Annotated in this window: 11 protein-coding genes; 2 read left to right on the top strand and 9 right to left on the bottom strand. The window is 42.3% G+C overall.

All coding sequences use genetic code 11. The features are described 5' to 3' along the window. The first annotated feature begins 27 nt into the window (after positions 1 to 27). Together BMY70_RS27290 and BMY70_RS27285 are read left to right on the top strand one after the other, a co-directional pair. Positions 28 to 1,602 carry a RagB/SusD family nutrient uptake outer membrane protein gene (locus BMY70_RS27290; RefSeq protein WP_090341011.1) on the top strand — a complete coding sequence of 525 codons (1,575 nt, stop codon included), beginning with the start codon at positions 28 to 30 and terminating at the stop codon, positions 1,600 to 1,602. A gap of 136 nt (positions 1,603 to 1,738) precedes the next feature. Further along, a complete protein-coding gene (locus tag BMY70_RS27285; protein WP_090341009.1) occupies positions 1,739 to 3,793 on the top strand; it encodes a sialate O-acetylesterase in 2,055 nt (684 codons plus the stop codon). A 60-nt stretch (positions 3,794 to 3,853) separates the two neighbouring features. Here BMY70_RS27285 and BMY70_RS27280 read toward each other — a convergent pair whose 3' ends face one another. From BMY70_RS27280 to BMY70_RS27240, 9 genes are all read right to left on the bottom strand, one after another. Then, the gene (locus BMY70_RS27280) at positions 3,854 to 4,633 is read right to left on the bottom strand and encodes a TIGR00266 family protein (RefSeq protein WP_090341007.1); all 780 of its coding nucleotides are present in this window, start codon (positions 4,631 to 4,633) and stop codon (positions 3,854 to 3,856) included. Positions 4,634 to 4,692: 59 nt separating this feature from the next. Beyond that, complete coding sequence (locus BMY70_RS27275) at positions 4,693 to 4,944, bottom strand: hypothetical protein (protein WP_090341005.1); 252 nt, start codon at positions 4,942 to 4,944, stop codon at positions 4,693 to 4,695. 109 nt (positions 4,945 to 5,053) lie between these two features. Beyond that, entirely contained in the window at positions 5,054 to 6,604 is a 1,551-nt protein-coding gene (gltX, locus tag BMY70_RS27270) for a glutamate--tRNA ligase (protein ID WP_090341003.1), read from the bottom strand. Between the two features lie 136 nt (positions 6,605 to 6,740). After that, positions 6,741 to 7,112 (bottom strand): RidA family protein, encoded by a 372-nt coding sequence (locus BMY70_RS27265; RefSeq protein WP_090341001.1) that lies wholly within the window; start codon positions 7,110 to 7,112, stop codon positions 6,741 to 6,743. Positions 7,113 to 7,247: 135 nt separating this feature from the next. Then, on the bottom strand, positions 7,248 to 7,778 hold the full coding sequence (locus tag BMY70_RS27260; protein ID WP_090340999.1) for an acyl-CoA thioesterase: 531 nt from the start codon (positions 7,776 to 7,778) through the stop codon (positions 7,248 to 7,250). A gap of 28 nt (positions 7,779 to 7,806) precedes the next feature. Further along, positions 7,807 to 8,649, bottom strand: coding sequence for a putative outer membrane beta-barrel protein (locus tag BMY70_RS27255; RefSeq protein ID WP_090341470.1), 843 nt, complete (start codon positions 8,647 to 8,649; stop codon positions 7,807 to 7,809). Between the two features lie 232 nt (positions 8,650 to 8,881). Then, on the bottom strand, positions 8,882 to 9,568 hold the full coding sequence (locus BMY70_RS27250; RefSeq protein ID WP_090340997.1) for a head GIN domain-containing protein: 687 nt from the start codon (positions 9,566 to 9,568) through the stop codon (positions 8,882 to 8,884). Positions 9,569 to 9,647: 79 nt separating this feature from the next. Beyond that, a complete protein-coding gene (locus tag BMY70_RS27245; protein ID WP_090340994.1) occupies positions 9,648 to 12,179 on the bottom strand; it encodes a PspC domain-containing protein in 2,532 nt (843 codons plus the stop codon). Between the two features lie 38 nt (positions 12,180 to 12,217). Beyond that, a complete protein-coding gene (locus BMY70_RS27240; RefSeq protein WP_090340992.1) occupies positions 12,218 to 12,583 on the bottom strand; it encodes a PadR family transcriptional regulator in 366 nt (121 codons plus the stop codon). Between the last annotated feature and the right edge of the window lie 26 nt (positions 12,584 to 12,609).

Raw genomic sequence — 12,609 nt, 5'->3', positions numbered from 1 at the left:
TTAATTTATCCTTAAAAAACATTGATTATGAAGTTATATAATTTAAAAAATGTAGCCAAGGTACTTCTCTGCGGATCCATTTTACTTGGCCCGACAAGCTGTTCGGATTTTCTTGACGAGCAAGATCCATCTAACTTAACACCGGATAGTTTTTATACAATACCTGATCACGCGGAAGCAGCAGTAGCAGCTACCTACGCAGGTCTTCGGTTTTATGGTGAAGGAGCTGGTATTTTCTCGGCAAACTGGCAACTGCTTGAAGCTGTTACCGGAACAGCAACAACAGAAACAGGTCAGAATTCAGATTTGAATAACTTGTATTCTTTAACATACGATGGAAACACAGCGCATATAAACAACTGGTACAATGGTTTGTACAGGATTATTGCCAACGCTAATCTTGCGTTGGAAAAAATTCCTACTATTCCATTTCTTGCTCCTGCAACTGATGCACAAAAAAATAAGTTGATCGGTGAAGCGCGCTTCCTTCGTGCTTGGGCATATTTTTATGCTGTAAGACTTTGGGGCGACATTCCATTGGTTACTACACCTCAGACAGCAAACTCCGCGGATTTCTTGCCGTCTCGTGCACCTCAGGAAGAAATTTACAAGCTTATCGTTGAAGATTTGGTTGCCGCAGAAGCAGCTGGTTTGCCAGTGACCGAAACAAGCGGACGTGCTACACAGATGGCTGTTAAATCTCTTTTGTCAAAAGTATATCTGACAATGGCAGGTTTCCCATTGAGCAAAGGTGCTACGCACTACAAACTTGCGGCTGACAAAGCTTTGGAAGTTATCACTTATGCAAAAGCGAACCCGGGTGTAATTAATCTGTTTGACACTTACAAACAAGTTCACCAGGAAAATTTGAAAAACCGTGTTGAACACATTTTCCAGATCCAGTATAACGTGGCAGTAGCAGGTAACCCATTGGGAGATTATTTGCCAAACTTCAAACCGGTAACTTTCTCCGGCCCGGGTGGAACAGGAAGTACAGTACCAACATTATCTTTCTACAATTCGTATGAAGCCGGTGACTTACGTACCGTGGATCAGGAGGGATGGTTCTATACCACTTATTTCACAAATGGTAACGGCGCAAGATTCAGCTTGGGAGCTCCCTACGTTTTCAAACATTTTAACCAGACTGCCAACGGTTCAGAAGGCGTTGCAGGTACCCGTAATAACAACCTGAACGTTCCTTTGATTCGTTACGCAGAGGTTCTTTTGATCTTCGCAGAAGCACAAAACGAGCTTGGTGCACCTACTCAGGAAGCTTACGATGCGTTGAAGAAAGTACGCGACAGAGCTAAATTGACAACCCCGGGATTAGGAACTTTCAGCCAGTCTACTTTCCGCGATGCAGTTTTGAGAGAGCGTTGGTACGAATTCGCTTACGAAGGAATTACCTGGTTTGACATGGTTCGTTTACGCAAAGTTTTCAACGAAAAAACAAAAGGATTTGATGATTTCGTTGGTCACCTTAACCTGAATGTAGGTTCAGGAGTAGCTTTGCAATCGAAACATTTGTTGTTCCCATTAGGTATTCAGGAAATGAAAAATAACCCGAATCTGACTCCTCAGAACCCAGGTTATAACTGATAAAATTGTAAATAACATAAAGCCAGCTCACTAGCATAAAGCTAAGAGCTGGCTTTTTTGTTTTATTTTTAGCCAACTTTACGGTCAGAATTCCCTTCCTGAAATTCGGCAATCTCTTGAAAATAATTAACACACAATGACGGAATCTGTATCGTATCATAACCAGCCTTTCTTTTACTTTTATCAAAAACTGGTCTTTTTGTTTTTGATTTTATCCCTTTCCTACACTGATATATACGCACAACTGATCATTACAAGCCCGGTCAATAATCAGGTTTTACAAAGAGACAAATCCGGCTTTGCAAATGTTGCAGTCACTTCCTATGCGTATGTTCCGTACGAATCTATTGAGCTAAAACTGGCACCCGTTCAAGGAGACGAAAATGAAATAAAATCTTTTTCATTTCCCAAAGATCAGATCAAACAGGGATTTCTGACAGCAACATTCGAAGCAAAAACAGGTTGGTATGAATTGCAGTTAACGGGTTATTCTACAAATGGTCAGGTTGATGTATCAGCAATCACACGGGTTGGTATCGGAGAGGTTTTCCTGGTAGCAGGAAACTCAAATGCGATGGGATTGCCAGACCTCGGTTCCAAAAATTCTTCGGATCAGGTTATCTCCTTTAATGCAATCAATAAATTTCTGAATACCGACAATATCACCGTCGCGCCGGACGAACCTATGCAGGCTCCCCAATTTGCACCGATAAAAGCCAAAGATTACATTTTTCCGTCAGGAGAAACTTCCTGGTATTGGGCAGAGCTTGGAGATATGTTAAATAAAAAACTAAACACGCCGGTTTTGTTCCTGAATTCGGCCTGGGCTGCGGCAAATTCAGAAAATTATCGTGATGGGGCTTTGGGTAAAGATGCTTTTAATGTTTATGTAGGAAAACCCTGGCCAAACCGCCAGCCTTATACCAATATTATCAATACCGTTCGATACCTGAATTCTTCGTTAGGGTTGAGGGCAATTCTTTGGTCGCATGGTGAAAACGACGCTCAGCAAGGCGTTACAGAAGATAATTATTTTAGTAATATCCAAACATTGATTACGAATAGCAGAAGAGATTCCGGAAAAGATATCCCCTGGATCATCGCCCGGAACTCTGCCAGTTCAACCCTGCCAAAACCCTATATTCCAATTATTTCGGCACAAAATCGATTGATTGCACTAAGTGGTTTTAATACATATGCAGGACCAAATCTTGATACCGTGCAAATGCCCAGGCCCGAACAAGGTCATTTTGAAAATATTGCCGGTGGAGTTCAAGGTTTGACCTTAGCTGCTTCCGCCTGGAACCGGGTTTTGACTGATTCATTGCTCAAAGAAATCCCCCCGCTTCAACCGGATTATGCCATTCACACGGGTATAACTCCGTCTAAAGTTTTCCCGGGAGCTTCCTTTGTCTTACCTTTTAATTTTAGCGGCTTGCCAGCCAACACAGTTTCCTTGCAGGCTGAACTTTTAGACAGTGCAGGAAGATTCACGGCTATCGTTGGAGCGGGGAACCAAGCACCACTTAAAATCCAAATTCCACAGGACATTAAAAACGGCCAATACCGGATCCGTCTGACGGGGTTAAATCCCATATTGACCGGAAGTATTTCTGATCCTTTTTCTATTAGCAGCACTTATACCACAATCGATTTTATCAACAGACTAACAGCAAAAACTGTCGACAACAAAATTGAGTTGGCATGGCTTATCGCCGCAATACCCGATTTAAAACAAATCGTTGTTCAGGTGAATAATGATGGTGAATCGTTTTCAGACATTAAAATGCTTGATCCGGTTAATGGGTCCGACTCTCAGATTTATTCCTACACAGACGAAAACGATATAAAAACCAGCAGTTTCTACAGGCTGAAGTTTGAGTATAAAAATGGTGTTACCGGCTATTCGTCGGTATACTCAATTTTCCGGGAAGGCTCGCCAGCGAACTTAATTGTTTTCCCTAATCCTGTTACGAAGCAGTTTTTCTATTTTAGAGCAGATAATAACATTAAACTTATCAAATGTGCACTTTATGACGCGCGGGGGATAGAACATCCTATTCATGCATCCGCTAACGAAATTGTTGGCTTGATCAAGGTCGAACCTTTGAATGCTTTACCAAGCGGAAATTATTACCTGAAAGTCATCACAGAAACGGGGGTTACGGGGCAGACAGTTTTATTCTATTAAAGAAAAAAGGCAAGTACCGGAGCACTTACCTTTCTTTCTTTAATATAAGAAGTAACCTGATCAGGACTCAAACAAATTCCCCAAACCGCCAATAACTGAACCGCCTTCTTTTCTGGCGTTTGGCCCGCCTACTGATAATCTTTGAATTAATTTAGAAATTGGCATCGACTGAATCCAGACACGCCCGGTTCCCCGGAGCGTTGCCAGGAACATCCCTTCACCGCCAAAAACCATCGATTTCAAACCGCCTGAGCGCTGGATATCAAAACTTAAAGACTGTTCGAAAGCAACAACACAACCGGTATCAACACGTAACATTTCGTTGTTCAATTGACGCTCGATTACGACACCACCTGCATGAACAAAAGCCATTCCGTCTCCCTTCAATTTTTGAAGAATAAATCCTTCTCCACCAAAAAGACCTGATCCGAAACGTTGATTGAAGTGGATTTTCATACTGGTACCAAGTGCGGCACATAAAAATCCGTCCTTCTGAACAATGAGTTCGTTTCCATAAATTTTGGACAAATCAATCGGCATAACCGTACCTGGATAAGGCGCAGAAAAAGCAACCTTTTTCTTGCCGGCACCACGATTCGTGAAATGTGTCATGAAAAGAGATTCACCGGTCAGCACACGAGTTCCTGCCTGAAAAATCTTTCCCATTATACTCTGATTAGCTTCAGATCCGTCACCCATCTTGGTTTCAAACTGAATACCATCTTCCATAAAAAGCATCGCACCGGCTTCGGCAATTACCGTTTCATTAGGATCGAGTTCTATTTCCACGATTTGTATATCGTCGCCGATAATCTTGTAATCAATTTCGTGTGAGATCATTTAGCTTTTGAAGTTTATATATTTGTAAATAAATCACGCAGGTACGCCGCCAACAAACATTACTCTTCTTCCTCCTCTTCTGTCTTTTTAGCTTTGGATTTTTTTGTTTTCCTTCCCGGAATATCTTCCCGGTCACGAAGTTTCTTATCGTCCACGTTTTTGTTTAAAAACTGGTTGATACGATCCATATCAAAGCTTGTAGTTATCTCTCCAAACGAATTAATCTGGATATCAAAACCGTCAAGATCTTTGTGCACACGAGGTTTTTCGTTTGCAGGCTTGGCGGAATCAGGTTGTTTCTTTTTGGCCATAATGTTAATTGGCTATCGGCCCGGAGGCCAGTAAACTAAATTACTGTTACGAAATTATACGACTATAAACCCATTGACAAAGCAAAATGATCAAACGGTTAATTTCGACTTATGCCAGGCGAATTTGTGCTGGCAAACGGTCAAGAGCCTGAGTCAATCTGCTAATAACTTCTTGCTTTCCTAAAATCTCCATGATCACCATCAAATCCGGGCCAGCGCCAGCGCCGGTCACCGCAAGACGTAGTGCCTGCATGATCTTCCCCATTTTTATACCGGATGCTTCCATTTTATCCGCAAGTGCATGTTTGATATTGTCTGCTACGAAATCGCCTTCAAACCCTTCAAGGGTTTCTTTAAATCCGGAAATTGCATTAACTGCTTCCTCATTCCATTTTTTTACCGCAACATCCTGGTCATAAACTTCAGGAGCACTGAATAGGAATTCCGATTCGGAAACAATTTCTTTTGTAAAATGAACGCGGTCTTTCAACAAATGAACAATCTGAATAACCTGCTCGTCATTTACTTCGATTCCTTTGGCTGCATAAAGCGGCTTAATTTCAGCTACAATAGCAGCATCATCTTTAAATTTAAGATATTGCTGATTAAACCAGTTTGCTTTCTGAATATCAAATCTTGCACCCGCTTTATGCACACGATCAAAACTAAAAGCTTTAATCATCTCATCCATACTGAAAATTTCCTGTTCTGTTCCGGCATTCCAGCCAAGCAAAGCAAGGAAATTAGCCGTTGCTTCAGGAGAATATCCTTCTTCGCGGAAACCTCTTGCCACGTCACCCGTTACAGGATCTGTCCATTGCAATGGGAAAATCGGGAAACCGCCAAGGTCTGCATCCCGTTTTGAAAGCTTTCCGTTTCCGTCCGGCTTTAAGAGTAAGGGTAAATGTGCAAACTGCGGCATCGTGCTTTCCCAGCCCAGATATCTGTAAAGTAAAACGTGCAAAGGAGCTGATGGAAGCCACTCTTCACCACGAATCACATGCGTAATTCCCATCAAATGATCATCCACAATATTGGCCAGGTGATACGTTGGCATGCCATCCGATTTCAATAAAACCTTATCATCGATCTGCGAAGAATGTACAACTACCCATCCGCGGATCAGATCATTAAAACGGATATCTTCCTTCGGCATAATTTTCATCCGGATGACATACGGCTCTCCGCTTTCCAGACGCGATTTTGTTTCCTCGGGAGAAAGCGTCAGAGAATTTTTCATTTCCAGACGTGTGATCGCGTTATACTGGATGGCCGCAACTTTTGCTTCTTCCAGACGCTTACGCATTGCATCAAGTTCTTCGGCAGTATCAAAAGCATAATAGGCTTTTCCGTCTGCAATCAGTTTTTCTGCATATTGACGGTACATTTCTTTTCTTTCCGACTGACGGTAAGGTGCATGAGGCCCACCATTTTGCGGTCCTTCATCAATTTCAATTCCAAGCCACTGAAGTGCTTCAAGAATATAAGCTTCTGCTCCCGGAACATAACGGTTCTGGTCTGTATCTTCAATACGAAGCAGCATTTGTCCGCCTTGCTGGCGGGCAAAAAGGTAATTATATAGTGCCGTGCGGACACCTCCTGCATGGAGAGGCCCGGTTGGACTTGGGGCAAATCTCACCCGAACTGGTAATTTATTCATTATTGTTTCAACATTAAATATATTCGTCAGGAAGTGACCAAGGGTCGTCAATTATTTTTCAGGCAATTGTCATTTGCCGGTGACGTGTCCTGACAATTACCTGACCAAAAATGACAAGTCCTGACAATTCCTTGACTTACAACGCTACTGCAATCACCGAGATTTCAACATTCACATCTTTCGGCAAACGTGCTACCTGAACGGTTTCACGAGCAGGTGGTTCATTGGTAAAAAATTGACCGTAAACTTCATTCACTACGGCAAAATCATTCATATCTTTTAAAAAAATATTCGATTTTACAACGTTCTCGTAACCAAATCCGGCAGCTTTAAGAATATGTCCGATGTTTTCCATCACCTTACCAGTCTCCACTTTGATACTTCCCGACTGAGAAGCCTCGAACGCGATCTGACCTGAAACATATAAAGTATTACCAACTTTTACAGCCTGGCTGTACGGGCCGATTGGAGCCGGAGCTTTGTCCGAAAAAATAATCTCTTTTGCCATCTTATGAATAATAAATGAGAGCGGTTTGAAAATGATTCTCTATTAAGCGCTTAAAAGTGCCCGCCTCCAGAGGAGACTTTCAACCAACAACGGCTGGTCGCTTAAGGTTTGGCAAAATTACCAAAAAAAGATGGGTTATGGCTTTTCTTCCTGTATTTCGAACAAGGCTTTTAATTCAGTTGCTTCGGAAGGCTTCATCCTGCCAGCCAAAACCAGCCGCAACTGACGTCGTCGCAGAGCGCTTACAAATAATTCTTCGTCCGCTTCTGTTTCAGGCAATAGAGGGGGAACTTCAATCGGTCTTCCGTTCTGATCTACCGCGACGAAAGTATAAAATGCACGGTTGGTGCTCACGCGCAAACCGGCAGGAATATCCTCGGCCCACACTTCAAGAAAAACTTCCATGGAAGAATTAAAAGCGCGGGTTACACGGGCATGCATGGTGATAATATTTCCGAGACGGATAGGCTCTGTGAAAGAAACATTATCCACTGAAGCCGTTACAACAATGCGATTTGAATGTTTTTGTGCCGAAATCGCCGCACAAATATCCATCCAGTGAAGCAAACGCCCCCCCATTAAATTATTGAGCGTGTTGGTATCATTGGGCAGTACCATTTCGGTCATGGTTACTTCCGACTGCTTGGGGGTTTTTGCTTTTAACATTGGGCTGATTTTCAAAAATCTACTTTATTTAAAAACGCGGACAGCGAACATTTCTACGTTCATGCGCTTCTTTTCTTGTTCCAATTAAATAATTAACACGAACCTGAAGAAACAGGTACATATCTTTTCGGGCAGGTCTTCCCCGGTGCCAGCCCGGTTGCTGTGGAATTGCTCCGATTTCTGAAGAGCGATCTGAAAGCTGGCGGGCAAGATCATTAGGCAACGTGCTGTAATCAGGATAAACGGTACTGACATCATCCAGATAATCCGAATTCACAAAGTTATTAACAAGCTCCATCCCTAAACTCCATCGTTCTGCAATCTGGGTCGAAAATCCTGCCCCCAGCATGAAAACCAGTGGCAATCTGTTGTATTTCACGCCTTCTGTTTGCAATGGGGCGAGACTGATCCAATTGCCGTCGAATTCTGTTTTGGGAGTCATATACGTCACTCCGACTCCACCCAGAAGGTATGGATTAAATTTTGCATGACGGTTATAAGCGAATAAATCAGCCTGAATTCCTACATTCAAGTCGGGATTGAAAGTTTTGAATGAAAGATTCTGCTGGTAATTGGGTGTATATTTCTGATCTGCCGAAACCTGATAAAATCTCAATTCACCCCTGGCGCTGAAATGTTCCGTTAGTCGATACAATGCTCCGATTGAAACGGATGGCCCCAACCCTAAATGCTTGTTAATCCTGCCTGTCCGCAAATCACCCATATAATAGGCCACACCAACACCGCCTGTCAAGCTTAAAACGCCGAGCGGAGGCATATACCGTTTGCCGGAAAGTGTCTGAGATTTGACCGATCCAACAAAAATTATTGAGTAAATAAATAAAATCAAGCAGGTTAAAGTATGCTTCATTGGATACCGGTTACGCGTCATGAAATTTAAAATATAATGAGTAAAATAAGCATACCTTTCATAAAATGGAGGATTGCAACTTTTTCTTTAACGTCTTAAATCAGATGCGAAGGTAAGAATGTCCATAAATATATCATGTAAGAAATAACTTTCGTATGAAGTTACAGAATATCTTAAAAGCAAAAAGCCGGACAATGCCGGCTTTTTGCAACGATTCACAAGTAAAAAAATTTTAATCTCTTTTCACAGAACTCGCACCAGAAGTATTCGAATGAATATCTTTCACGCTTCCGCTATAACGAATTCTGCTCGCACCGCTTGCATCTGCATGGATTGTTGCATTGGCCATTACATAGGCACTGCTCGCTCCGGATGCCTCGATATTAACTTCTTTGGCAGGAAAACCCTCTCCTTTGAAAGACGACGCGCCGGAAACTTCTCCACTCAATATATCACACTGGCCAACAATTGTCAACGAGGACGCTCCTGACAGATCCAGAGAAACTTTTGGCGCTGAAAAATTCATGGTTACGCTTGAAGCACCAGAAACTTCAATAGCCATTGTTTTAGAATTTGGAAAATTTCCTACCTGCGCTTTTGATGCGCCGGAAAAATCTACTGCTTCCAATGCTGGCATCGTGATGTTAATATTGACTGTCTTCCTGTTTTTGTTCCAGTTATTTCCACGGTAGCCAATTTTCAAAATACCGGAAGTAACTTTTGCTTCCAGGTCTTTGATATCATCAGGCTGCCCGGTTGCTGTTACGCTGAATTGACTTCCCTTTTTAACGTCAACTTTAAAAGCACTTCCCATAGCAAGTTTGTCAAAACCTGAAAGTTGAAAAGTTTTGCTTTCCTGGGCGAAAACCATTGCTGTTGAGATTAAACAGGCTAACCCAAATAAAAATAATTTTTTCATGACTATGATTCGTTTTATATTTTGATAATGTGACTGAATGATGCCAAATCCGGATTAGAGGTTGCATCTCCTATTAACATTATTGCTGAAAGTCTACCTTGCTTGCACCACTAAGGTCTTTTTTCATATTAGCAACTTGACCAAAATCTGCTTTGGACGCACCAGACGCATGAATATCGACGTTCTGGATAGTCATTCCAACTCCATTGAGTTTACACGCGCCAGACAAATCAATTTCAACTGATTTTGCAGATCCTTTCAAAGTTGCTTTGGATGCTCCGGAAAGTCCGAGCGTTAATTCGTTCGTTTCCACGTCAATTTCAGTTTTTGAAGCACCGGAAACATCTACATCCAGTTTTTGCAACCCTTTGAAACCTATGATTCTGGTCTTGTTTGCTCCGGATAACGAAACTCCTTCGATGGTCGGCATAGTCACGATGATTCCAATTCTTTTCCAATCGTTGTTGAAAAGATTAAAATTGGAAGAACGTTTTACTTTTAAAACACCACCTTCTTCATAGATTTTCAGATCGTCAACGTCTTTTTCTTCCCCATCCGCAGAAACATTAAACTCAGTTCCTTGTTTTACAATGACCGAATATGCCCCGCCGATATCGATTTTCCTGAAATCTTTTACCGGGAATTGTTTGATATAAGTTCCACGCTCGCCCATATCCAAATCACTGTCCTCATCATCATAAGAATAAGAGCCGTTGCTGCTGTTATCCTCATTGTCATTTGAGCGGATGTATTTTGCAGGCAAATTGATACATACCAAACCAGAATCACGTTTAATCGTCCAGCGCAATTGCTCCCAGTTTACATCGTCGTCATTCAGATCATAAGAATCAAGATGATGGTTGCTGCCGTACCAGCGTGAAATTGAAAACCACAAATTTCGGGTAATGATGAATTGCTTGTCAAAAGGAATATTCAGTGTCAGATCGATCTGCTGATCTCGAAAAGGACCATCCTGTTTGAATGTCGGCCCCTCATTAAAGGTAATCACTGAGTCTTTAATAGTCGGTTCATATTGCAATTCAGAGGCAAGTTTTCTCGCAATTTCCTTTGTGCGACCACGAGAGACCATCTTTTTATCAAGCTTCAAGCTATCAGTTGCATTATAACCCGTCAGTCTGATATCGATGTCAATATTTTCTTCTTCGTCTGCATCGTTTTCATCCAGAGTAAGCGTTCCTGCAGGAATTGCATATGAAACTGATTGCGTATACTCGCCGCGCTTTGCAAAGTTCTGCTGATAAGAAACCCCTTGAATTGTAGCCACTATAATACCCACAATCCAAAGCCCAAGTAGGGTCAGCCAAACGGTACTGCCAACAATTTTCTTGTTTGATAAAAGTGTCAGTCCCAGCAGGAGAAAAGTAATAAACGGAATGGCTGAAACGAGCAAACCGGATAAAATCAAACTTGATGGAATTTCCTGTAAAATCCGGAACGGCAGAGGCATACCGTCAAAAGCATCAATACTGGTAATACCCATCACAGCCGAACCGCCCACAACCAGACCAAAAAGTGCCAGAACGGACATCCCAACCAAAAACACGCCGATCATAATCCTAAGCACGGGACCAAGACCTTTTAACAACTTCCCCAAGGCGCCAATTATTAACGCAATGGCACGAAATGGAAAAAGTAATATCTTAGTGATCGGATTTTCTTCTCCTTCTTTATCTGAAAGATTGAGGCTCTGTTTAATATTCGATTCGATGTTGGAAAGTGTTATCGGTTCTCCCTGCATTTCCATTTTTTCAGTCAGCGTATTGGCTGCCGGCGCAATGACCCAGAGAACGATATACAGAATAACACCGGTACCGAAAAGGAAAATAGAAATTACCCATAGGAAACGTACAACACCGAGGTCTACACCGAAATAAGAAGCAACTCCGGAGGCGACGCCACCGACCACTTTACGATCAGGATTCCGGTAGAATTTTTTGATCTTCGTATCTTCTTCCAGAGTTGTAGAACCCGGAAACGCGATCCACATCGCAATGTAAACTAAAGCTGTGAATCCGGAAATACCTCCAAAAAATTCACCATCCAAGCCCATCATGCCACCGCCTACGGGTAATCCGAGCACTGCTAAAAGAAATGCCAGCCTAACCCAAAGCGGATCAATTGTAAAATAATTCGCCAAACCGGACGCAACGCCACCGATCAATTTACGACGAAGATCTCTTACCAGTTTTTTAGGCCCTGCATAAGTTTTACTTTCTGTTTTTGGCGCAGCCGGCGTAGGACTCGAATAAGCTTCTTCTTTTGGTATTTCGCTTTTCGGTTGGGCAGTTCCAAGCGGTTCAGAAAGAATATCTTCGGATTGCTCAATGGCTTCAAAATCTGCAACGGTACCCATCGCAGCGATCAGTTCATCCACATCCGAAAGTGAGATAACCTGCTTGCTTTCCGATTTTTGTTTATTCCAAAACCGCTCGGCGATCCTGCCTTCAATGTCCGATAGAATTTCTTTGCTGTCGGCGAAGGAAGAAAAGTATTTCTGTATGGAATTAAGATAGCTTTTCAGCTTTTCGTATCCGTCCTCCTCAATGTGGAAGATGACACCGCCTATATTAATACTGATTGTCTTTTTCATGATTGAAATAATCGAAGGTCTTTAAATGATCAGTTAGATTAGGAAGATTTTGACGTATCGCTCTTGCTCAGTTCCTCGGTACGATGAATGACTGTCTTTACCGAGTCGGCAAGTTCAAACCACGTTGTCTGCATCGCATCCAGAAATATCTTCCCTTCTTCTGTCAAAACATAGTATTTCCTCGGAGGCCCCGAAGAGGACTCAACCCACTTATAGTCCAGCCAGCCTGAATTTTTCAGTCTTGTTAAAAGCGGATAAAGCGTACCTTCTACCACCATCATCTTAGCGGAGGTCAGCTCATCCAACATATCCGAGGCATATACTTCTCCCCGAGATATGATGTGCAGGATACAGAATTCCAAAATTCCTTTCCGCATCTGCACTTGGGCATTTTCGATATTCATATCGGTTTCATGTTTTACTTAATGAA

The sequence above is a fragment of the Dyadobacter koreensis genome, assembly GCF_900108855.1.
GTDB classification, from domain to species: Bacteria; Bacteroidota; Bacteroidia; order Cytophagales; family Spirosomataceae; genus Dyadobacter; species Dyadobacter koreensis.
Note: the sequence above shows the minus strand (reverse complement) of the source record. Positions and strands in the feature narration are given on the sequence as shown.